This window comes from Streptomyces purpureus, assembly GCF_014648195.1.
GTDB classification, from domain to species: Bacteria; Actinomycetota; Actinomycetes; order Streptomycetales; family Streptomycetaceae; genus Streptomyces; species Streptomyces purpureus.
The window spans coordinates 69216-91060 of the sequence record NZ_BMQQ01000026.1 but is presented as its reverse complement, the minus strand read 5'-3'; the positions used below and the strand labels follow the sequence as shown (position 1 = coordinate 91060).

General features: G+C 70.5%; 24 protein-coding genes. 11 read left to right on the top strand and 13 right to left on the bottom strand.

The features are described from left to right. Positions 1-4: 4 nt before the first annotated feature. The 3 genes from IEZ01_RS26980 to IEZ01_RS26970 all read right to left on the bottom strand — a co-directional run bounded on the left by IEZ01_RS26980 (position 5) and on the right by IEZ01_RS26970 (position 2606). Positions 5-211, bottom strand: a complete 207-nt coding sequence (locus IEZ01_RS26980; RefSeq protein ID WP_189204215.1) for a hypothetical protein — start codon at positions 209-211, stop codon at positions 5-7. Positions 212-230: 19 nt separating this feature from the next. Beyond that, positions 231-1976, bottom strand: coding sequence for a serine/threonine-protein kinase (locus tag IEZ01_RS26975; protein WP_189204213.1), 1746 nt, complete (start codon positions 1974-1976; stop codon positions 231-233). Between the two features lie 291 nt (positions 1977-2267). Then, positions 2268-2606, bottom strand: a complete 339-nt coding sequence (locus IEZ01_RS26970; protein WP_019888077.1) for a helix-turn-helix domain-containing protein — start codon at positions 2604-2606, stop codon at positions 2268-2270. Positions 2607-3223: 617 nt separating this feature from the next. On the opposite strand from IEZ01_RS26970, the gene IEZ01_RS26965 reads away from it, so the two are divergent. Then, a complete protein-coding gene (locus IEZ01_RS26965) occupies positions 3224-3583 on the top strand; it encodes a hypothetical protein (protein WP_019888078.1) in 360 nt (119 codons plus the stop codon). 102 nt (positions 3584-3685) lie between these two features. On the opposite strand, the gene IEZ01_RS36095 is transcribed toward IEZ01_RS26965, so the two are convergent. The 6 genes from IEZ01_RS36095 to IEZ01_RS26925 form a co-directional block, all read right to left on the bottom strand. Beyond that, positions 3686-3835 (bottom strand): hypothetical protein, encoded by a 150-nt coding sequence (locus IEZ01_RS36095; protein ID WP_019888080.1) that lies wholly within the window; start codon positions 3833-3835, stop codon positions 3686-3688. Between the two features lie 108 nt (positions 3836-3943). After that, positions 3944-4996, bottom strand: a complete 1053-nt coding sequence (locus tag IEZ01_RS26950) for an aldo/keto reductase (RefSeq protein ID WP_028797764.1) — start codon at positions 4994-4996, stop codon at positions 3944-3946. Positions 4997-5114: 118 nt separating this feature from the next. Further along, the gene (locus IEZ01_RS26945) at positions 5115-6278 is read right to left on the bottom strand and encodes an oxygenase MpaB family protein (protein ID WP_189204211.1); all 1164 of its coding nucleotides are present in this window, start codon (positions 6276-6278) and stop codon (positions 5115-5117) included. 78 nt (positions 6279-6356) lie between these two features. Further along, positions 6357-7412: a polyprenyl synthetase family protein gene (locus tag IEZ01_RS26940; protein ID WP_189204209.1), complete on the bottom strand. Its 1056-nt coding sequence runs from the start codon at positions 7410-7412 to the stop codon at positions 6357-6359. Beyond that, complete coding sequence (locus tag IEZ01_RS26935) at positions 7402-7680, bottom strand: hypothetical protein (RefSeq protein WP_028797765.1); 279 nt, start codon at positions 7678-7680, stop codon at positions 7402-7404. Before IEZ01_RS26935 ends, IEZ01_RS26940 begins: the two co-directional genes overlap by 11 nt. 605 nt (positions 7681-8285) lie before the next feature. Beyond that, on the bottom strand, positions 8286-8657 hold the full coding sequence (locus IEZ01_RS26925) for a hypothetical protein (protein WP_019888088.1): 372 nt from the start codon (positions 8655-8657) through the stop codon (positions 8286-8288). Positions 8658-8766: 109 nt separating this feature from the next. On the opposite strand from IEZ01_RS26925, the gene IEZ01_RS26920 reads away from it, so the two are divergent. Then, positions 8767-8970 carry a hypothetical protein gene (locus IEZ01_RS26920; protein ID WP_189204207.1) on the top strand — a complete coding sequence of 68 codons (204 nt, stop codon included), beginning with the start codon at positions 8767-8769 and terminating at the stop codon, positions 8968-8970. A gap of 314 nt (positions 8971-9284) precedes the next feature. Here IEZ01_RS26920 and IEZ01_RS26915 read toward each other — a convergent pair whose 3' ends face one another. Then, a complete protein-coding gene (locus IEZ01_RS26915) occupies positions 9285-10073 on the bottom strand; it encodes a hypothetical protein (protein WP_028797766.1) in 789 nt (262 codons plus the stop codon). A 304-nt stretch (positions 10074-10377) separates the two neighbouring features. Here IEZ01_RS26915 and IEZ01_RS26910 point away from each other — a divergent pair, with 304 nt between their 5' ends. The 4 genes from IEZ01_RS26910 (at position 10378) to IEZ01_RS26895 (ending at position 14921) form a co-directional block, all read left to right on the top strand. Beyond that, positions 10378-12324, top strand: coding sequence for a serine/threonine-protein kinase (locus IEZ01_RS26910; RefSeq protein ID WP_158685689.1), 1947 nt, complete (start codon positions 10378-10380; stop codon positions 12322-12324). 205 nt (positions 12325-12529) lie between these two features. After that, positions 12530-12982 (top strand): hypothetical protein, encoded by a 453-nt coding sequence (locus IEZ01_RS26905; RefSeq protein ID WP_019888094.1) that lies wholly within the window; start codon positions 12530-12532, stop codon positions 12980-12982. A gap of 140 nt (positions 12983-13122) precedes the next feature. Then, positions 13123-14382, top strand: a complete 1260-nt coding sequence (locus IEZ01_RS26900) for an SH3 domain-containing protein (RefSeq protein ID WP_189204205.1) — start codon at positions 13123-13125, stop codon at positions 14380-14382. Between the two features lie 38 nt (positions 14383-14420). Further along, the gene (locus IEZ01_RS26895) at positions 14421-14921 is read left to right on the top strand and encodes a hypothetical protein (RefSeq protein WP_019888095.1); all 501 of its coding nucleotides are present in this window, start codon (positions 14421-14423) and stop codon (positions 14919-14921) included. Here IEZ01_RS26895 and IEZ01_RS26890 read toward each other — a convergent pair. Then, on the bottom strand, positions 14863-15906 hold the full coding sequence (locus IEZ01_RS26890; RefSeq protein WP_229833243.1) for an ArsR/SmtB family transcription factor: 1044 nt from the start codon (positions 15904-15906) through the stop codon (positions 14863-14865). The two genes, IEZ01_RS26895 and IEZ01_RS26890, sit on opposite strands and share 59 nt — an antisense overlap. A 635-nt stretch (positions 15907-16541) precedes the next feature. Here IEZ01_RS26890 and IEZ01_RS35930 point away from each other — a divergent pair. The 3 genes from IEZ01_RS35930 to IEZ01_RS26875 all read left to right on the top strand — a co-directional run bounded on the left by IEZ01_RS35930 (position 16542) and on the right by IEZ01_RS26875 (position 19524). Next, positions 16542-18203 carry a LuxR family transcriptional regulator gene (locus tag IEZ01_RS35930; RefSeq protein ID WP_189204201.1) on the top strand — a complete coding sequence of 554 codons (1662 nt, stop codon included), beginning with the start codon at positions 16542-16544 and terminating at the stop codon, positions 18201-18203. Positions 18204-18318: 115 nt separating this feature from the next. Beyond that, a complete protein-coding gene (locus IEZ01_RS26880) occupies positions 18319-19206 on the top strand; it encodes an alpha/beta fold hydrolase (protein WP_211231206.1) in 888 nt (295 codons plus the stop codon). Between the two features lie 39 nt (positions 19207-19245). Then, positions 19246-19524 carry a hypothetical protein gene (locus IEZ01_RS26875; RefSeq protein ID WP_019888099.1) on the top strand — a complete coding sequence of 93 codons (279 nt, stop codon included), beginning with the start codon at positions 19246-19248 and terminating at the stop codon, positions 19522-19524. 485 nt (positions 19525-20009) lie between these two features. Here the strand turns inward: IEZ01_RS26875 and IEZ01_RS26870 are convergent, their stop codons facing one another. Beyond that, positions 20010-20393, bottom strand: a complete 384-nt coding sequence (locus IEZ01_RS26870) for a hypothetical protein (protein ID WP_019888100.1) — start codon at positions 20391-20393, stop codon at positions 20010-20012. Then, on the bottom strand, positions 20390-20968 hold the full coding sequence (locus IEZ01_RS26865) for a hypothetical protein (protein ID WP_019888103.1): 579 nt from the start codon (positions 20966-20968) through the stop codon (positions 20390-20392). Before IEZ01_RS26865 ends, IEZ01_RS26870 begins: the two co-directional genes overlap by 4 nt. Before the next feature lie 85 nt (positions 20969-21053). Between IEZ01_RS26865 and IEZ01_RS26860 the strand changes: the two genes are divergently transcribed. Together IEZ01_RS26860 and kdpF are read left to right on the top strand one after the other, a co-directional pair. Next, complete coding sequence (locus IEZ01_RS26860) at positions 21054-21191, top strand: hypothetical protein (RefSeq protein WP_019888105.1); 138 nt, start codon at positions 21054-21056, stop codon at positions 21189-21191. A gap of 561 nt (positions 21192-21752) precedes the next feature. Continuing rightward, complete coding sequence (kdpF, locus tag IEZ01_RS26855; protein WP_019888110.1) at positions 21753-21842, top strand: K(+)-transporting ATPase subunit F; 90 nt, start codon at positions 21753-21755, stop codon at positions 21840-21842. Positions 21843-21845: the final 3 nt, after the last annotated feature.

The following is a 21845-nucleotide window of genomic DNA, read 5'->3' as shown; positions in this document are numbered from 1 at the left end:
CGGCTCAGCCCGGCTCGTCCACCACCGTGACCCCGGCCGCGAGCATCCGCGCGACGACCAGCTCCGCCAGATCGTCGTCGCACATCAGGTGCGCCATCGGCCGGTCGCCCTTGCTGACCGGCAGATAGGAGTCACCGGCCCGGTGCAGCTCCCAGTCGTCCCGCTCGGTGGTCCACATCCCCTCGTACGCCGACAGGTCCCACTCGCTCACGATTCTTCTCCTCGCGACTTCAGCAGCGGACCAATGAGCCGGTCTTCAGGGTGGACTTGTCGCTGAAGATCCAGCCCTCGGTGCTCGTGCCGTCGATACGGGCGTAGATCCACTTGTTGCCGTGGGCATTGGTGACGTAGCAGTGGTAGTGGACCTTCACGCCGGACTTGACCGCGGTCACATAGGAGCACTCCGAGTACGGCCCGGTGTAGAGGTGGGTGCCCTGGGACACGTAGCCGTATCCGTCGCTGTTGTTCTGGCGCGCCCAGCCGGTGCAGGCCGTCGACACCGGTGTGGGCTCCTTCACCGTCGAACTGGGCGTGGCCTTGGGGGAGGTGGACGCCGTGGCCGACCCGTCGTCCTTGGGCTTCGTCGTGGGGCCCTTCGTCGTCCGGTCCTCTTCCTTCTCCTTGGAGGGAGACGGCTGGGCGGAGGAGCTGGGAGACGCGGCGGACGACGGGGTGCTTCCCGCGGACGGCTGCGGGCTGTCCGCGGGCGAGCTGACGCCGGGCGACGACGGCTGCGCGACGTTCGTGGCCGGGGCGTCTTCCCTGGCCGTCAGGGCATACGTGATTCCGCCACCCGCGGCGAGGAGCGCGACGGCGGCCACGGATGCGGTGAGCGTGCGGCCGCGGCGGCGTGCGCGCCGGGCCGCGATGCGGCTCGTTTCGCCGGCGGGGACTCCGGGTCCCGCGTACGGGGCGCCGGGCTGAGGGTGGACGGGGTGGGCGGCCGGGTGGGCCGGGGCGGGGCCGAAGCCGGGCGGCGGTGTCGGGATCGCGGCCTCGGTCGGCGTACGTACCGAAGACGCCTGCGGTGCCGATGGTGCGGGCGGGGCGTGCGGTGAGAGTGGTGCGACGTGCGCCGTCCCGCCCGCGGCGACCTGCTCCAGCATCGCGCGTGCCTGGTCGGCGGTCGGCCGGCTCTCCGGCTCCTTCGCCATCAGCGCTCGCAGCACGGGCGTGAGCGGACCGGCCTGCCGGGGTTCCGGCAGCGGCTCGGTGACGATCGCCGCCAGGGTGGACCACGCGGACGTACGGCGGAACGGCGCGGCGCCTTCCACCGCCGCGTACAGCGTCATGCCGAGCGACCAGATGTCCGACGCGGGCCCGGGCTCCCTGCCCTGCGCGCGCTCCGGCGGCAGATAGTCGAGGGAGCCCACGATCTGACCGCTGCGGGTCAGCTTGTCCATGGCGTCGTCGCCGGCGGTGTCCATGCTGGCGATGCCGAAGTCGGTGAGGACGACCCTCCCCCAGCCTCCGGCCGGGGGGACCCCCATCTCGCTTCGCTCGCCGCGCTCCAGCAGCACGTTCCCCGGCTTGACGTCCCGGTGCAGGACGCCGACGCGGTGCGCGGCGTCGAGCGCGTCCATCAACTTGGCGCCGATCGCGGCCACTTCGTGCGGCGGGAGCGTGCCGCGCTCGGTGAGCACGTCGTCGAGTGAGGGCCCGTGGACGAGTTCCATGACGATGACGGGAAGACCCCGCTCCTCGGTCACGTCGTGCACCGTGACCACCCCGCTGTGCCGGATCCGCGCGGCGGCCTGCGCCTCCCGCTGCATCCGGACCCGCAGACCGGCCAGCTCGTGCGGGGAGGCGTCGGTGTAGGCCCGCAGGACCTTGACGGCGACTTCTCTGTTGAGCAGCTCGTCGACGGCCCGGGCGACCACGCCCATGCCACCGCGCCCGACCACCGAGGTCACCCGGTAGCGTCCTCCGAGCAGCTGGCCTATGAGGTCCCCGGCATTCGCTTCCCCCGTGGTCACCGCACGCTCCGTTCCGCCACTTCGCTGTTGTCCACCTGGCGCCCCAGGGTAGAGGTTGACGCGCGGACGGCTGCGCCGAGGCGGCAGCTCACGAAGGTGCTCGGCCGTCCGAAGCTCCTCACTCGGCGGGGAGCGCATGCACGCAAGCGGCGCGGAACCTGTCGAGCGGGACGCGCGGGGCAGGGCGAGCGAGGGCTCGGTCGGCCGAACGACCCGGCCCCGGTGCTCGGTCCCGTACCTCGAACCGGGTGGACGGTCGCCGGGAACGGCGGCCCGGTCCGCCGGCCCGTCCTACTCCGTGGCCGGCGGCTGTGATTCGGCCGCTGCGCGGCGGTATTCGGCGTTGATGCGCTGGGCCTCCTCGAGCTGATCCTCGAGGATGATGATGCGGCAGGCGGCCTCGATGGGGGTGCCCTGGTCGACGAGTTCCCGGGCGCGGGCCGCGATGCGCAGCTGATAGCGGGAGTAGCGCCGATGGCCGCCCTCCGAGCGGAGCGGGGTGATCAGCCGGGCTTCGCCGATGGCGCGAAGGAACCCGGGGGTCGTGCCGAGCATCTCGGCCGCCCGCCCCATCGTGTACGCGGGGTAGTCGTCGTCTTCGAGACGGCCGATCGGGTCGTCTGCTGTCATTCTCACCTCTCTGGGGAACGCGTCGAGGGGCCCTGGTGCCGAACGGCACCAGGGCCCCGAAGGAACTGCACCATCTTGCCGACTCAGCGTCGCGTCGGCTTACCGTGTCCGCATCGCCGCCCTGTAGGGGCTTGGGGATGCGGGGATCGCGAATGCGTGACCGGAGACCACCTGCCTATCGATGTCCTGCGGTACCCGGGCTCGATGCTTCTCCCGGGCGATCCTGATGGCGCTTCACTCCTCCGTTTCTTCCCTGATCCAAACCGACGTACAAACTGCGGTACTGCTGGGTACTGCTCACTTCCGTACTGCTGGTACTGCTCGCGGTGGCTCCTGAACCTGCGAGCCACCCGGTCCGGTCGTCAGTCCCGTCGCCGTTCTCCAACAGCCGTGGCTTCGGAACTCCACCACCGCACCGTCCTGCGGGTACTGCCGCCCGGCGGTTCATCCCCCGCCGGGCCTTCCTTGATTCCTGTCTACGACAGAAACCTTAGCCGCGCCCCACTCCAATGTCTACTCCGGCGAACATAGATTTTGTGGGCTCACGGGTTAGGTAACCGCAGGGGCCGGCTCACGCTCATGACGGCCGGACGGCCTGGCGAATAGAATCGGCACTCATGTCGAAGCCTGACGAGTTGCTCGTTGACATCGCCGCCAAGGTCGAGTCCGGGCAGAGCAATCAGATGTCCCTGACGGTGATCACCGGTGGGGCTGTCATCACGGGGCGTTTGGCTCCCGAAGCGGCGTGGCGACAGCGTGTGACGGAGGTCTTGACGGATTCGGCCGAGCTGGGCGAGTTCGCCGACGCCTTCGACAAGCCGACCGGGGAGGACGGCCCACCGACGCATCTGCACTTCCACGTCGCCCGGATCATCCAGGGGCCGGTGGGGATCCCGGAGACGGGTGGGATGTACCGCGTCTCGATCGAGGATGTCAGCGCCTGGACCGTGGGAGATTTCAGCTACTCCGACCACTGAGTCGGAACGACGTACGAAACGGCATACGAGGAGAGGGCCCGACCGGCGTGCGCCGGTCGGGCCCTCTTCATCTGTCGCGTGCGAGATGTGTCTGTCCGTCGCTCAGACTTCCGCGAACGAGCCGAGCGGGGCGGACGCCCGACGGGAGTTGGTGCCGGGCCGGTCGTCGCGGATCGCCTGCCCGGTCTCGGCCGACGTGGCCCACTGGTGCGGCGGACAGCCCGTGGGGGTGAGCAGGTCGCGCAGCCGCACCCGGTCGGTGTAGGCGGAAGTGGCGCGGAAGGCGGTGAGCTGGGCCTCGGTGACCAGGCCGGTGCGCCGGCCGTCGTCGTGGCACGCTGTGCCTGGTTGGTGGCCCGATCAAGCCGCGGCCCGGTCGTCCGCCGACGGGCGGCGCCGCCGCGCGGGGTCGGCCAGGTGCGGCGGGCGCCAGGCGCCGTCGGGGTGGTAGAGGTTCGTGCCGGGCGGGACGATCTCGTCGATCCGGTCGAGGGTGGCGTCGTCGAGGACGAGCGCGGCCCCCTTGAGCGCGTCCTGCAGCTGCTGGAGCGTACGCGGTCCGATGATGACCGAGGTCACGGCCGGGTGCGCCAGGGGAAAGGCCACCGCCAACTCGGGCAGCGTGCAGCCGATCTGGTCGGCGAGGCGTACGAACTCCTCCACGGCGTCCAGCTTGGCCGCGTTCACCGGCAGCGTGGGGTCGAAGCGGGCCGGGGTGAGCGCGGCCCGTCCGCTGCCGAGGTCGACGGGCCGGCCCTTGCGGTGGCGGCCGGTGAGGAAGCCGGAGGCGAGCGGGCTCCAGGTCAGCGCGCCCATGCCGAGCCGCTGAACGACGGGCAGGACGCTCGCCTCGACGCCCCGCGCCAGCAGCGAGTAAGGCGGCTGCTCGGTGCGGAACCGCTGGAGCCCCCGGCGCTCGGCCACATGATGGGCCTCGACGATCTCCTCGGCGGGAAACGTCGAGCACCCGAACGCCCGGATCTTTCCCGCCCGTACGAGATCGCCCAGCACACCCAGCGTCTCCTCGACGTCGGTCGTGTGATCCGGGCGGTGCACCTGATACAGGTCGATCCAGTCGGTACGAAGCCGCCGGAGGCTCTCCTCCACCTCCCGTACGATCCAGCGCCGCGAATTGCCCCCGCGGTTGCGACCCTCCCCCATCGGAAAGTGCACCTTGGTGGCGAGCACGACATCGTCCCTGCGCCCCTGCAGGGCCTTGCCGACGATCTCCTCCGACTCGCCGGCGGAGTACATGTCGGCGGTGTCGACGAAGTTGATGCCCTGGTCAAGGGCGGCGTGGATGATCCGCACGCAGTCCTCGTGGCCGGGGTTGCCGACGGAGCCGAACATCATGGTCCCGAGGCAGTACCTGCTCACTTCCATGCCGGTCCCGCCGAGAACGCGGTAACGCATTGCCGAACCCCCCTGTTGGCATGGGCCGGGCCTGGCCCCCGCCCTGGTGCGCGGGACTCTACGACTTGGAGCGCACTCCAGGGCAAGTGCTGTTCGGCTTTCAGTCCGGGGGGAGCGGTCAGCCGCCGACGGTCGGTGCCGGCGGAGTCCAGCGGCGGGTGGGGGGCACCGTGCCGGAGATGCCGTAGTCCTTCTTGAGCGTGTCCGGGATGGCGTAGTGCATGACGCGGCCGCGGGTGAGTGAGGACAGCTCGAAGACGGTGGTGAGGTGGCCGAGGCGGTCCAGGGCCCAGGCGCCGAAAGGGGAGTGGTCCTCGATCGTCTCCAGTACGCCGAGGAGGTGGGGGACGGCCTTGACGACGGTGTCCCACCGGGTGCTGGGCACGCCGAGCCAGTCGGCGCAGGTGTCGCCGGTGAGGTGGCGGATGAGGGCGGAGACGATCGGGTCGAAGAAGGTGCCGGGCACTACCTCCTCGTAGAGGTCGATGAGCTGGCGGGTCAGGTGCCTGCCCTCCTCCGAGGGACCCATGTGCCGGATCATGTACAGGTCGAGGAACCGGCGGGCCTCCTCCAGGGTTTTGGGGACGCTGTCCTGGTCGACGCCGAGCATGGCGCCGACGACGCGCCAGGCGTAGTAGTACGCCTCCGCGCCTTCGGTCGACATGTGGATGCCGAGGCGGTGCAGGCTGTCCAGTACGAGGATGGAGAAGAACATCTGCCCGCCGATCATGTCCTCCTGGCAGATCGGCACCCCCAGCGCTTCGCTGTCCCAGAGGTTCTCGCGCTTCAGGTGGTGGCGGATGGAGGCGTGCAGCAGCCGGACCTTCTGGGCGGCGGGAATGAAGCGGCTGCCGGCCTCGAAGGCGTCGGGCTGCATCAGGTAGACGGTGAACTGACCTGTCTCCGCCATGCGTTTGGAGGGGTACTTCAGCCCGTGGGTCGCCGACAGCAGCCGCGCCACGTGCGGGACGACGTAGCAGGCGGGCATGGCGGCGAAGGACAGCGCGGTGGAAACGTGCACGTTGTTGTCGATGAAGAACAGCCGGGCCTTCTCCATCTCCGCCCAGTCCACCCAGGCCGGCGGGACACGGGTCGCAGCCAAGTACTCCCGGGCGACGTCGGGCAGCCCGTCCGGCAGGGGCGCCCCGGCGGTGGAGACGTACCGCATCAGGGTGTTGAACTTGCCCACTTCCCCGCGTTCGAAGAGGGTCGCGACGGTGGCGTCGGCGAGTTCGTCACCGGCCTGCCGCAGGGCTTCCATCGATGCCTCGGTGTAGGTCATGGCGGGGCTCTCCTTGTCTTGCACAGGATCGTCGGCGTTCAGGCGGGGTGGGGACGGCGGCCGTCCTGGTACGAGCGGTCAGGACAGGCGGACCGCTGCCGAATGCGCCAGCGCGGTCAGGGCAGCGGCGGAGTGCGCCGGTACGTCCAGCTCGTGCAGGGCGTCGAGGGCCTCCCCGACCCGTACGCCGATCATGTTTTCGATGCGGTCGGGTGCCTTGAGGCGGTGCATCACCGCACGGACCGCGTCCAGGTCTTCCCCGTCCGGCTCGCCGCGTCCCAGCAGATCGCTCAGCACCTCCCGGTCGTCGCCGCTTGCGAGCCGCCACGTTTCTGCCAGCAGGGCCGTGGGCCGCCGGCCGCGCACGTCGTCGGCGTTGGCCTTGCCGGTGCGTGCGGGGTCGCCGAACAGGCCGAGCAGGTCGTCCCTGAGCTGGAACGCCTCGCCCAGCGGCAGCCCGTACGCGGTGTAGCCCTCGCGCAGCCGCGGGCCGGCCCCGGCCAGGGCGCCGCCGATCAGCAGGGGCTGCTCGACGGTGTACTTGGCGGTCTTGTAGCGGACGACCTTCAACGACGCCTCGGTGTCCGGAGCGTCTCCGGTGCGGAGGATCTCCAGGCATTCGCCCGCGACCAGCTCGCGGGCCATCACCGACCACAGCGGACGGGCCCGTGCGAGATACGCGGCGGGCAGACCACTGGCGGCGAACAACTGCCCGGCCAGCGCCATCAGCAGGTCCCCGACCAGCATCGCCAGCGACCGCGCCGAGGTTTCGGCGTGGGACTGGTGCCGTAAGGCAGCGAGCAGGGCGACATGGGCGGTGGGGCGACCGTGCCGGAGCGGGCTGTCGTCGATGAGGTCGTCGTGCACGATCGCGGCGGCGTGCACGAGCTCCATGGAGGCCGCCGCCCGCAGCAGCGCGTCGCTGTCGGGCTGTCCCGCGGCGCGCCAGCCCCAGTAGCAGAACGCCGCCCTCAGCCGTTTGCCGTCCGCGACCGCCGCCTCCAGCTGCTCGGCCACCGGACCCAGGAGCGGATCGATCGCCGCGAACCCGTCCGCCTCCTGGGCGACGAACCGGCGCAGCACCTCGTCGACACGCGCCTTGAACGCGGCCGCCTCCCACCGCTCAGACGCCACCGGCGGCCTTACGAGCCAGAGAGTGCCGCGCGAGGATCTCCAAGTGGGCCGGCGGCACGGCGGCGTACCGTTCCATCACCAGCCGCCCACGCGCCACCAGCTCGTCCCCGGCATCCGCCGTCAGCTCCCCTCCGTCCGAGCGTCGCAGCAGCCCCCGTACCGTCCCCACGGCCGAACCGACGGTACTGACCGCCAGATCGGCCAGCCCAGCCACCAACAACACCGCCCGCCCGTCCAGGCCCCCGCGGCGTGGCTCCTCCGGCGTCATGTCCATTTCCCCCACCCCTTGCGCATCCAGGCGGCGCCGGTCACGCGCCGCCCTTTCGAGCATCGCGTCACACCGCACGCGAGAGCGGAGGAACTCACGATCGAGTGATCACCTCGCTCGACCGTGCGGGACACCGCACGAGTCCTTCGAGCCTCGGCCACGGTCGTGATCGGCCACCCCGGGTACGTGAGCGGAGGCGTCACGCCCCAGGAGGTCGCCGAGACGCTGCGGACCGACAACACCATGCGGCACGGTGATCACCTACGAGACTCCCTGTACCGACCTGTCGGGCGCGGTATCAAGGTGCCATTCCCGGGCGGGGGGAGGGCTGTTGCTGTTGCTGCACGACTTGGTCGACGGCGCCGTACCGACCCTGCCTCGTGGCGGCATTGATGATCGTCTCCGGCGGTCGCGATGGCGGCGAAGGCCAGGAAGCGCTCGGCCTTGCGCTCGTGGCGGCGGTGCAGGCGGCGGCAGCCGCCCAGCCAGGACATCCTGCGCTCGATCGTCCAGCGGTGCCGGCCCGGCCGTGGGGAGGATTCGACGCGTCTGCGGGCCGGCCCGGCAGCGGTGGACGGCTCTCACCTGCTGCCCATGGCTTGCGTTCAGCGGCGGTAGTCCCGGAGGTCCATCGAGCCGATGATCCGGGCGTAGACGTCTCTTTCTGCGAGGGGGACAGCGCGGGCATAGGCGAGGACCTTGCTCTGGGGCAGGTACCAGGCTTCGACGGTGAAGGAGCGTCCGCTGGCACAGGTCACCCGCCATTCCCGGTGCAGGGCTCTGCGGCCGTCCGCCAGGGTGGTCAGGTCGCGACGCGTGAGGCGGCTCGCTATGGGCGGGGTGTCGGCGTCGAGGCTGCTTGCGCCCGGGGCGCGGCAGCCCGGCTGGCCGACCGCCCAGCCTTCGTCCAGGTCGAGGTCGAGCGGTGAGAGGTGGTGATCCGTGATGCTGCCGCCGCTGGGGCGGGAGGAGCTCACCTGGACATGGAGCTCGATGCCTCGGCAGGCGTCGGGGTGGACGCTGGCCTGACGCAGGCAGATCTGGTCCTTTGCCGCTCCGCCGTCCGCAGCCCAGGTGGCGGGGAGCGTGAGCCGTATGCCCCGGTACGAGAAGTTCTGTCGAGGCGGCTGGGACGGTGCCGGGGTGTGTGCGCTCTCGGCTGGGGAGGTTGTGGCGCTACGGGGCGAACTCGGGGACACGGCCATCGACGTCTGCGCGGGGCGTGGACCGGTGGAGCGTGCGGGGGCAGCCGGGCTGCCGGACGGGCTGGGGGCGGGGGACGGCGCGTGAGCAGCGCTCGGTGAGGAGGTGGTGTGGGCCGAGCCCGCATCCCCTGTGGTTCGGTGGCCATCGGTGCAGGCGCCGAGTGACAGGACGGTCAGGGCAACGACGGCGGCACGGCCCCGGAGCCCGCGGCGCACGGGGGTAATCATCGGTGGAAGCACGGTTTCCTCACACAGCGGTGCTCGGGGCGGTGGTGGTGGGCGCGTACTGCGCGATCAGCGCCCGTGCCGTCCCCGCCTTGTTCGAGGGCGAGCCTAGGAACCCTGGCGCTGCATGCGTACCTGTAACCCTGCAGGGTGACCCTCGGGCCGCACCGTCCGTCAGCCTGTCGCGGACGGGTGGTCCGGGCCCCGGCGCACCGAGGGCCGGTTCTCCGGAAGCAACGCCAGATGCTCTTCCCGTACGAGACCGAACCGGAGAGCGAACGACACCAGCGCGTCCTTGCGGCGATGCAGCCGCCCGTCCGGGGGCTGCCTCGTGGAGTCACGGATTCGCAGCTTGGTGCTCATCAGGTAATCGATGTGGAAGTTCACGGCCGACGCCGTGAGACCCCGGTACTCGGGCAGGGCGCACAGGCGGGTGATCACCTGCGTCGTGGTGGGGATCTGTACCGATGCCGGATCGCGCAGGCGGTGCTCGCACAGGGCCACCAGCACCCGGAAGTACTTGGCGGCGGGGTCGAGGGAGTACAGCGCGTCGGTGGGCTCGCCGAGTGTGCCGGCGGGCGTGTCGGCGGGTGCGAACCTGTGCTCGGGCGCGTAGATCTTCAGCTCGCAGGGCTCGCCCTGGGCGGGGATGATCAGCCGGGACATCTCGAAGGCGATGGGAGCGTCGAGGCGGCCGGGTGCCACCGTCAGATGCTCACCGGCGCCTTCGAGGTTCTCGATGACGAAGGCGGAGTACCGGGCCAGGTTGCTCACGGTCCAGAAGTCGCGGACCGCAGTGATCGTCCCGGCGAGCCGGGACACACCGCTGAAAGGCAGCTCGATGTCGACCGGAGTGCCGGGCGCGCCACGGCCGAAGGCGGCCGATTGGCCGGAGGCGAGCGGAACGACCCGCGAGGGGCCTTCCGGTCTTCGGTTCGGCAGCTCGATCGTCACCGTTGCCATGACACACCTCACGTCGATGTACGCGTACGCCTCCCGCTGCGACGCTGAAGAGTGGGTACTCCGGGTGGGCCGGCCGCCGTCGGTGCGGGCGTGCCGTGACGTCCGCCGCAAAGCGTGGAAGGCCGCTGGCCGGGCTGGAGGCGAACAGGGTAGCGTGCGCGTGCCGCGGGGAGGGTTCGCCGGGACTCTCAGGCGCCCGGCACCCGGCGCCCGGCACTCGGGCTCGCCGCCGGAGCAGGGCGGACTGCTCCGTGATCGTGCAGCGCGCGGTCAACTTCGACGATCGACAACGGGACGTGACGCAGTGGGCCAGGACGGTCTCGCGCCAGGCTCCGCACCGGAGCACCGCGGGCATGCGGAGGCCGCGCCGACGCCCTGGCCGGGTGAGGAGAACCGGGGGGACGAACGCGGCCCGGTGGTCGAGGGCTGGGCGGTCGCGGCTCCGGAGGGTTACCGCATCGGTGAGTGGCGCCTGACCGAACCCATCGCGTCGGGTAGCTGGAGCAGTGTGTACGCGGTGCGGCGAGCCGACGGCTCGGGGGAAACCGAGGCGGCGGTCAAGCTCATGCCCGGCGGGCGGCTGACGCCCGCGCACCAGGCGACGCTGCGGGCCATGGCCACCAGGGAGAAGCGCCGGGCCGCCGCCGTCAGCTCGCCGGGGCTGTTGCGCATCCACGACGTACATGTCATCCACGATCCGGCGCATCCGCACCTGGACGGAGTCACCGCCCTCGTCATGGAGCGAGCCCGCTCCTCCCTGGCGGAGCTCCTCTCCGCCGCCCCGGGTGGAGCCCCCCTGCCGCAGGCGCACCAGCTCCTCACCGACATCGCGACGGCGATCGACTCCCTGCACGCGCAGGGCTGGGTGCACGCCGATCTGAAACCGGGCAACGTCCTGATCATGGCGGACGGGCGCGCGGTCCTCGCCGACTTCGGTCTGGCGGCGGAGCTCGACGGCACCCATGCCTACATCGAGCCCCTGGGCACTCCGGACTACCTGCCCCCGGAATGGTGGTCCTCGCACGCCACCGCCTACGGCGTCGAGGTGCGCGCCACCCGGGACATCTGGGCGTTCGGCATTCTGGCCACGCAGATCCTCACCGGGGGCCGTCACCCGTTCCCGGGAGCCACTCCGGGAGCGCGAGCGTCCCATGTGCGCTCGTCGGATCAGCTCCCCCAATTCCCACCGACGCTGCCGCAGGCGTGGAGGGACCTCGTCCACGCCTGCCTGGACCGTGACGAGCAGTCCCGAGCCGCGCTGGTCGGGCGTCTTGCGCTCCGTACGGCCGAGGCTCGGCAGGCAGAGGGGGCGCGGAGCGCGGACGCCGACTCGCCGACCCCGCCCACCGCGGTCCCGGCAGGGCGGAGGGGGCGGGCGGGTTCTGGTTCCGTCGGGGGAAGCCGCAGCCCGAGGGCGTCGCTCATCCCCGCGGGCATCGCCGCGCTGGCGGCCGGAGTGATCGGCGTGGGGGCCACGCTGGCCGTGTCGGGTCAGACGGCCGGCCTGCTCTCCCCAGGGGCTTCTCCCGTCCCCTCCGTGTCCGCCACGCGCACGGCGCCGGCGCCGCAGGGCAGTGCGCCCGGCCTGGAGCAGAAGGGGAGCGCCCCGGATGGGCGGGGGCAGCCCTCGTACGCGTCGGAAGACGGTCCCGTATGGTCGCCCGGCCCTTTGCCCGCTGCCCTCCGGATGTCCAGCCCTGTGGCCACGACCGCCGAGTCGATGGTGGCCCTGCTACTCGCTCTCGTACCGGATTCCGCGAAGACGTCGCGGTACGAGGGGCACAACACGGACGGCCGCCTGCAGGGCCGGCTGACCCTCGACGACGGGCACGGCCCGGCGAGCGTCGTCGTCAACGTCGCCCCAGCCGACTCCGGTACAGCGCCGCAGCGTTGCGCGGACCTCTCCCCGATGACATCGATCCGGGTCATCACCTGTGCCGACCACCCGCTCCCCGGCGGCGGCTGGGCCCACATCACGTCCATCGACTTCACCGGCAACGGTGCCGACCCCAACGACCGCAACAAGATCCAGAATTCGGTCAGCATCCTGCGCCCGGACGGCGTGCAGATCCAGGCGGTTACCTGCAACGGCCCCTGCGGGGCGCTCGGCCCCGCGAACCGCCCCTCACCGCCGCTGACGACCCGTCAGCTCTATGCGATCGCGAGCGACGCCCGGTGGGGCTCCCGCATGGAGAAGGACTTCGTCGCCGACGCGGCATCCATCTCACTCCGAGGCACGGGCTCTTACTGAAGCACACTGCGGCGATGTGCGGGCCGACTCTCACGCCCAGCCTTGCTGCCTCTGTCGTGCCGCCCATGACCAGGCCCTTTAAGTGACGAGCTAACCGCGTTGTCGGCCTGACCCCCCTCCTGGAGCCTTCGTTCACCCACACCGCGGCCAAGCGCGGTGTACGCCGGCCGTATCCGTGTGCCGGCGGTCACGAAGAGGACTTCACATGGTCAAACGTCGCAGATTCCAACGCCGCGCCGCACTGGCGGCGTTGTTCGCGTCCACAGCCGTGCTCGCACTGGGCACGGCCGTCTCCGCACAGGCCAGTGGCGGCTCCTGCCGGCAGGGGCCGACGGTCACCGACTTCCTGGGAGGGCGGTTCCCCACCTCGGTCTGCCCGACATGGATCACCTCGCACGTCCGGCAGGACCCCAACGGCGGCACGGCCAGCGCCGGCGTCCTGTACGCCGGTCACAACTGGGTCGTCTGCCAGCGCATGGGCGGGACGAATCCGAAGAACGGCACGGGCGTCAACAACTACTGGCTGTACACGCAAGCCGATGTCGGCTTCATGAACAACGGCTGGGGATGGCTTCCCGCCAATGCGGTGAGCTACGGCGGCGACTGGGAGCCGATACCCGGCGTTCCGATGTGCGGCATCGGTGTCGGCGGCCGATGAGGCGCCCCGCGCGTAAGGCCCGACCGGACGCATCCGTATACGGAACGGACCTGTTCCACGCTCCACGGCACCAACGTGCCACACCGTCGGCCAAGCCCGGCCGCCACACCCCGAGAAGCTCGCGCGACAGGAGATGGTTCGTGCACACCACACCGCTCGTGAAGACTCGGCGCACACATCTTTCCCTCATCCCGCTGCTCATGGCCATGGTCATCGCTCTGCTCGGCCTCGGTTCCGTGCCCGCGTCCGCGCTTCCGGCTCCGGAGGAGCCGGGCGCGGTCGTCGGTGGCGCGATGTCGCGCAGCGAGGTCATCACGCGTGCTCATGCCTGGTACCAGCTGAGAGAGCGCATTCCCTACAGCCAGGAGGACTGCTACCTGACCGGAGTCGGCAGCGTCGACATCAGGTGGAGCGCCATCACGGGCGGCTGCTTCCCCTCCTACTACCGCACGGACTGTGCGGGCTTCGTCTCCATGGCACTCAACGCCACGAACAGCTTCTCCGCCTTGCCCCCGGGCGAGGGCCTCACCCGATCCGACGTCTCCCGCAAGATCAGCAAGAACGAGCTGAAGCCGGGCGATTTCCTCATGCACTTCAGCGACGTTCACGCGGAACGGCACACCCAGCTGTTCGACCGGTGGGTCGACGCCGGCAAGACGAGCTACTGGGCCTACGACTTCGGCGCATACCCGGTCAAGCATCGAAAGGAAGCCTGGACAGGCTGGTACACCCCTTATCGCTACCTCAAGATCGTCGACGACCCGGGGGACAACACCGTCTTCTACCAGGAGCCCAACACTGCTCTTCCCGTTGGCGTCAGCGCCTCCATGGTCAGGAACACCGATTACCGGTTGCCGCTCGTCGAGATCAGCGGCGGAAGCAACAGCGACGGGTTCTTCACCACGTGGGGCGATGTTCTCAACGTGCGCCGGGGGCCCTCGACCAGTGGCGCACCGGTCACCACCATCCGGGGTGGAAGCCGTGTCCGAGTGAGCTGCCAAACGCATGGCCAGCGGATCACCGCGGACGGCATCACCAATGACGCCTGGGCCTATCTCCCGGACTACGGAGGGTGGATCACCAACATCTACCTCCAAGGCCCCGCCTGGATGCCAGGCGTCCCCACCTGCTCCGGCACCCAACCCGGCTCAGGGGCCACGTTCACCACATGGGGCGACGTGATCAACGTCCGCCAGAACACCACCACCGCAAGCTCCGTGGTCACCACGGTCAAGGGCGGAACACCGGTACGGGTGAGCTGCCAAGCCCGCGGCCAGCGGATCACCGCGGACGGCATCACCAATGACGCCTGGTCCTACCTCCCGGACTACGGAGGGTGGATCACCAACATCTACCTCCAAGGCCCCGCCTGGATGCCAGGCGTCCCCACCTGCATCTGACCCCCTCCGCACCCCTCCGCCCCAGAAAGGTCACACCCATGCGCCCCAGCATCAGGCGCGCGCCGGCGACACCGCTCCGCGCCACCTTCACCACGGTCCTGTCCTGTCTCGCGCTGGCGTCCGGAGCCCTGGTCCTGACCACCGCGCCACCGGCCGCCGCATCCCCCGCCGATTGCCAGAACTGGCGCGCCCCCGACGCCGCCACCGAGAAGTGGACGGTCACCAGCACCCCGCTCACCACCGGCTACACCCTCCCGTACAACCGGCGTCAGGTCGAACTGCGTGCCGGCAACATCAATGGGGTCCAGCACGGCTGGGCGAGGATCACCGGTTACACCAAGGCCGGTGACAAGTACTGGATGGACGTCAGCCGTGACGGCGGCCGTAGTTGGATCCAGTGCGGCCCGTTCACGCTGACCCGGGAGGGGCAGAGCCCCTGGACCCCTGCGCACGCGGCGAGCCCGGACCCCAACCTCCGCTTCAGGGCGTGCGGACGTGCCGTTGACGAGGGGCAGAGCGCCTGCGGCCCGTGGTGGTGAGCAGCTCGGCGCCCAGCTCCGTGATGGTGTGCAGGACACTGGGCCCGTGGCGGCGGGTGGTGATCAGCCCCGAGTTCCGTAGCACGCCGGTGTGCTGGCTCGCCGCGGCGGCCGAGACGTCCAGGTGCCTGGCGAGCTCCGTGGTACTGCACGCGCCGTCGGTCACGATCGTCAAGGCCGCGGCTCGGGTACGGCCCACGAGTGCCACCAGGGAGGTGTGATCTCCCGCCGCCTCGTCGGCCCACAGTGCGGCCCCCGTCACCGGGTCCCGCACTGTGGGCACGCTCAGCACCGGGGCCGCGGCCTCGTCCAGAGGGTTCCAGTACAGGATCGGGCGGCGCCAGAGGAACACGGTCGGTGCGACGACGAGGCCGCGCCCGGCGAGGTGGACATCGGCGTTGCGTGGGGACCTGATCGTCAGGACGGGGGGCGACCAACAGCTCTCCGGGGGCGCGCAGACGGCCTCCATGAGCCGTTGGACCCCACCCTCCAGCATGGCGCGTGCGTACCCGGCGCGTACGCCGTCCAGGTGCGCACGGATACGTCTCGCATGCGGGGCGACAGCCGCGCGGTGGCAGGCGGTCAAGGCGTCGACCAGATGCTGCTTCGCTGCCGTGTCTCCGTCGGCGAGGCTCCGCACCCACACGGCGGAGGGGGCCGACAAGAACGTGAGGTCTTCCAGTTCTCCGCGCAACTGCGCGCGTGAAGCCGACATGAGGGTGTCGGCACCTTGCTCCACGCTTGTCGAGCCTCCGGCGAGTGTGTGCAGGTCCAGCCTCGGACCACCCGCCCCGGCAAGCGCCCGCAACGGCCCCGAGGCCGCGTCGATCCCGCCCGGGACTGCGTTCTGCCAGCCGCGGAAGGGCAGCGCCCCCCGGTTCTGCCGGGCCAGCACGGCACAGCCGTACGTCTCCGCCATCACGCCCACGCTGTCGGCAACCCGGACGCGGACCAGGTCCTCAGCGGTGAAGTGAATACGCAGCACGTCGGCCCCCCTCCCCATCCGGGCACAGTCATCGTCCGCGTGAGCATGCCGCAGCCCTGCCCCTACGTCCACCGGCCTCCACGAAGGGCTCACGGCGTACGCCGCGGCAGGTGCCGTACACCAGCGGCCGCTGCGACGGCAACGTACTGACACGCCGCCGCCTCCATCGACCGCTGGGGCACCCGCTGGATCACGGACTGCGCGCGTGGTCCGGACAACAACAAAGCCCCCGGCCTCTGGCCCGGGGCTTTCTCGTGGAGCGGGTGACGGGAATCGAACCCGCGCTGAGCTTGGGAATCACCCGGCACTTGTTCTTGCGCATGGCATCTGACCTGTGGAAACGCCCGTCGGCGGCCTCGATCCGACTGCTTCGTCGGCCCCCTTGGTGACCGCTGTCCACCTCCCCTACTGGCACGTAGCGGCGCGGGCGCGGGTGGAACTCTTGTTGCGCTCCAGATCGGCATGTGCCGTGCCGTCCCCGCCCCATGTTTCGCTCAGGCACGCCAGGCGCGCTGCTCACCTCATGACCGGGGCAATTCACCTTTAAGGGGGTAAATGGATCTATTCCTGGGCGTCGAATAAAATTGAGGTGCTCCTTGGAGGCGCCATGAAGCAGTGCAGGGAAGAGGGCCGTCATGTCTGTGGCCGGCGATCTTGAGCGCGGCCGGGCAGCCTGTGCCGTACGGGCGTGGGCGGACGCCTACAAGGCTCTGGATCTCGCGGATCACGTGACTCCCCTCGGCGCCGAGGACCTCGAACTCCTCGCCACGTCCGCCCACATGACCGGCCGCCACGAGGACATGGTCAGCGGTCTCGAGCGGGCGTACGGCTCGTACCTGGAGGATGGCCGGCCGCTGCGCGCTGTGCGCTGCGCCTTCTGGGCGGGCGCCGATCTGGCATTCAGGAGGGAGATGGGCCGCGCGGCCGGATGGTTCGGACGGGCCCAGCGGCTCGTCGAGGCCGAAGAGGTCGCCTGCGCCGAGGAGGGCTACGTCCTCATGTCGGCCGTCATGGCGCAGCGGGCCGGCGGTGACTACGCCGGCGCCTACGCAACGGCCGACCGGGCGGTCGTCATCGCGGAACGATTCGGGGACACGGACCTCCTCGCCCTCTCCCTGGAAGAGAAGGGGCACGCGTGCGTGAGGGAGGGGCGGGTCGAGGTGGGGCTCAGGCTCCTGGACGAGGCCATGGTGGCCGTCACCGCGGGGGCGCTCTCCCCCGTCCTCACCGGAGTGATCTACTGCGAGGTGATCGACGCCTGCCGCGCCGTGTACGAGCTCCGCCGCGCCCAGGAGTGGACCGAGGCGCTGACGTCGTGGTGTCAGCAGCAGCCCGACATGGTGGCCTTCAGCGGCCAGTGCCTCGTATACCGGGCCGAGATCATGCAGCTGCACGGCGCGTGGCCGGAAGCCCTCGCGGAGGCGGGGCGGGCGGGCGAGCGGTTCCGGCAGGAACGGAACGACTGGGCGGCCGCCCAGTCCCCCTACCGGCAGGCCGAGATCCACCGCCTGCGCGGCGAGCTCGCGGCGGCCGAGGAGGCGTACCGGGACGCCGCCCGCTGCGGAGGGGACCCCCAGCCCGGGCTGGCCCTGCTGCGGCTGGCCCAGGGCGACGAGAGCGCCGCGACCGGCGCGATCAACCGGGTGATCGCGGAGACCACCGAGCCGTTGAGGAGGGCGAGGCTGCTGCCCGCCTGCGTCGAGATCATGCTGGCCGTGGGGGACACGGAGGCCGCGCGCCGCGCCTGCGACGAGCTGGGGGCGATCGCCGAGAGCTACCCGAGCGGGGCACTGCCCGTGATCGCGAAGGACGTCCGTGGCAGGGTCGAGCTCGCCACCGGTGACGTACGGTCCGCCCTTGTCGCACTCCGCAGCGCGGAGCAGGCGTGGCAGGAACTCGAAGCACCGTACGAGACCGCGCGGACGCGCATGGGCATGGGCGCGGCCTGCCGTGCTCTGGGAGACGACGACACGGCGGCCCTGGAACTCGAGGCGGCCCGTGCCGTGTTCGAGCGCCTCGGAGCCGCGCCGGACGTCGCCCGGGTCGACTCGATCACCCGGGGCGCCGCGCCGGAGAAGTTCTCCGGGCACGCACCCGGGAGTATCGCCGGCCTGACAGCGCGGGAGCAGGCCGTGCTGCGCCTGGTCGCTGCCGGGAAGCACAACAGAGAGATCGCCTCCGCCCTGGTGATCAGCGAGCACACCGTCGCCCGGCACATCCAGAACATCTTCGCCAAGCTCGACGTGTCGTCGCGGACCGCGGCCAGCGCGTTCGCGTACGAACACCACCTCGTCTGACCTCAGCCGCGTGGTCAGAAAGCACCAGGCGCTCGGACGGCGGGACTTTGGTGATTCCGAGCGATGCCGGTGCGGGTCGCCGCGAGGACGCTGAGAGCGGATGGAGGTGGCGACGATGAACGACTCCCACACCGACAGCGGCATCCGTGAGCGGCTCCTCGCCGGGTTCCCCGCCACGGAACGACGCATCGACCTGGCCGGTGTCCCGACCGCTGTGCTGGAAGGCGGTGACGGTCCACCGATCGTCCTCCTGCACGGCCCCGGGGAGTTCGCCGCGACCTGGATGCGCGTCATGCCGGCCCTGATGGCGACGCACCGCGTTGTCGCTCCCGACCTGCCCGGTCACGGTGCCTCCGAGGCGGGCGAAGGCCCGTTGAAGGCGGATCGCGTCCTCGCCTGGCTGGGCGAGCTGATCGAGCGGACCTGCGCGTCCCGCCCGGTCGTGGCCGGTCATCTGCTCGGCGGCGCCATCGCCGCCCGATTCGCCTGCGACCACGGAGACCGGCTCGCCCGACTGGTGCTGGTGGACACGTACGGCCTCGGCCGGTTCCGGCCCGCCCCCAGGTTCGCCCTCGCCATGGCCCGCTTCCTCGTGCGGCCTACGCCGCGTGCGCAGGACCAGCTCATGGGGGCCTGCATGACGGACCTGGGCAGGCTGCGCGAACAGCTCGGGGACAGTATGAAGTTGCTGGAGGCGTACGCTCTCGACCGAGCTCGCGCGCCCGGCCAGAAGCCCGTTCTCCGCAGCCTCATGCCGGAGTTCGCGATGACGCCGATCCCTGAGGCCGACCTGGCACGGATCACCGTGCCCACGAGCCTGATCTGCGGGCGGCACGACCTCCAGGTGCGGCTGAAGGTCGCCGAGGCCGCGAGCGCCCGATACGGATGGCCGCTGCACGTGATCGAGAACGCCGCGGACGACCCCGCCTTCGAGCAGCCCGAAGCCTTCCTGGAAGCGCTGCGGACGGAGATCGGCAGGCCCCTTCTGCCGCGCGCCGCATGACCACTCGGGGAATGGAAGACCGACCAAGAGGAGGCAGTGATGGCGATCGCCATGCTGGTGGACAATCCACACGGCTCGCAGGAGATATACGACAAGGTCCGGGAGCAGCTGGGGATGCAGGAGAAGCCCGCGGGCGGCATCTTCCACGCGGCCGGTCCGAGCCCGACCGGTGGTTGGCGTGTCATCGAGATCTGGGAATCGGAGGACGACGCGAAGCGCTTCATCGCCGAGCGTCTCGCCCCGGCCCTCCAGGCCGCCGGCGCCTCGGGCCCGCCCCCGACGCCGCAGTTCTGGCCGATCCACAGCTACATGGCCTAGGAGTATCCGCCTACCGATATCAAAGCCCCAGGTCTCTGACCTGGGGCTTTGCAGTGCAGCGGATGATGGGAGCCGAACCCGCGCCATAAGCTTGGGAATCACCGCCGCTCGGACAGGGTGCAGAGCGTCTGACCTGCGGAAACATCCTCCGACGTGGCGCCTCCCGGGGGCCGCGGAGCACAGTCGTTGACCGCTGTTCACCGTTCCGAAGGGCACGGCTGGGGCATGGCGCCGCAGGGCGGGCGCGTAGGCGAAGCTTCTGCGGGTGGATGGGCGACAGGGGGCGGACGCCGGTGTGGCCCGGGGGCGCCTTCCCGGACGCAATCGTGGCGTCGGATCCAAGGGCTCGGTCTCCGAACTCCCCCAGTAGCCTTGTGCACGTGCACCCCTTGATGCGGTGTACCCCGGCGGGGCTGAGCACGGTGCAAGTCCCCCGAGCCCTCCGTTCAGAAGGCGGCATGAGGTCGGGCGGCAGGCCCGCGTCGTCAGCCGGGGTCGGGGAGCGCCCCCGGCACCTCCAGATCGAGTTCGCAGGGGTACTCCCGTCCCTCCCGCAGAAAGGTGAGGCGGACCGTGAGTACGCGAGCCGAAGGGGCGACGGCGGGCTGCCCGGTGATCGTGCCGTCCGTGTGGGCGCCGTCCTCGCTCAGGCCGTACGCCCCGCCCCAGTCGCTGTACTCGTTGCCGGCGTCGTCGCGGGCCTCCAGCGCCAGGAGGACGAGCGACGCGTCGTCTCCTTCAGGCAGGGGCGGCGTGACGGTGTAGCGGAGTGTGAACGAATCCTGCTTCCTGGACAGGCCGTCGACGACGAGTTCGTGGCGGCCGTCCAGGATGCGGGCGGTGGGGCGGGGCGTACGGCTGCTGTTCATGAGGTGCTCACGCGCTTCCGGGCTTCGGGCTGGCAGGTGATGTAACGGTCGGCGGCGGAGTTGGGCTTGGAGCCCTTCAGGAACCAGTAGAAGGTCAGCTTGTTGCCGGTGGCGATGGTGCCGGAGCCGCCGCCGACGTACTGGTACTTGTTCATGCTGCCGTGGAAGTTGTACGTGCTGATGGCGGTGTGCGGGCCGTACGGCGGGTTGACGGCCTTGCCGTTGACGTACGCGTACGGCATCGTCACCGTGACGGGCGAACCGAGGTTCGCGCGAGCCGTGTTGGACAGCTTGAAGCCCCAGGCCAGGGTGCCGCCGGACGCCCGCTGGAAGGTGACGGTGGACACGGCGTGGGTCCAGGTGCCGGTGCACAGCTTGTTCGCCGGCGTCCGGGCGTGGACCTCCTCCGCACGCTCGCGGGCCAGCTCCCCCACGGTCGCCGCGTCCTTGAGCGTGGTCTGGGTGAGGAACCCGCCACCGCTGTCGGACGGCTCGTCCGCCGCGGAGGCGGGTGCGGCGGCCAACGCCAGCAGGACGGCGCCGGAGGCCGCCATCGCCGCCAGGATCTTCTTCACAGGTCTCCCCCTTGATTCATGTTGATGTCGCAACTGCGGCTGGTCAGACCGCTGTTCGCGTGGCATTGCAGGAGAGTCCTGCCGGATGATCACCAAGGCGGCAATGGGCAGAGCGTATGAATCTCGTCAGGAAGAGGATGATCGGGTGAATTCGGGCGCCAGGGTGCTCCAGGCAGTGGTGCTGCTGTTCCTCGTCTACGTCGCCGTGCCGTCCTCGACCTGACGGTGCCGGGGCCGAGGGGATGAGCAAGGGCGCGCGGGCTGTGGGTGCCGGCCGCTTCGCTCCCGCCCTCCGCATCAGAAGCGCATCAGGCCTGGCGTCCCACGCGTCAGAGCTGCGTCAACCTCTCTGGCCTCCAGGCTCACGGGGGCCACCCTGAGGTGAACGGGCATGCCATTGCTTCGGCTGATCGGCCGACGGCCCATGGATTTCGGGGTGGGGTGCGATCGACATGGATGCCATCGGTGTGGCCGTCTCGTTGCTGCCCGTGTTCGTCCTCGCGACGTTCGTCGTCGTGCGGCTGCTGCTGCGGCGAGACCGCCGCCGTCCGCCGTGGGCGTGACGTGGGGCACTGCGCCGTATGGATGCCGTCAAGGGGGCCGTCGGAGGCGTATGGGCGCCGTCAACGGGGGGCGCTTTCGCGCCACGGGTGCGCTTTTCTCAGGGTGTCCGTTCCTCTCCGAGCCTCTTCTAGGAGCATGCGATGGCCGACGTGGCCTTCGTCGTCACCACGATCGCGGTGTTCGCGCTGGTGGTCCTGATCGCCAAGGGGGTGGCGAAGCTGTGACTGCCGAGAACATCATCGGCCTCGTCGTGGCCGTCGCCCTGCTGGGCTACCTCGTCCTCGCCCTCGTCAAGCCGGAGAGGTTCTGAGTA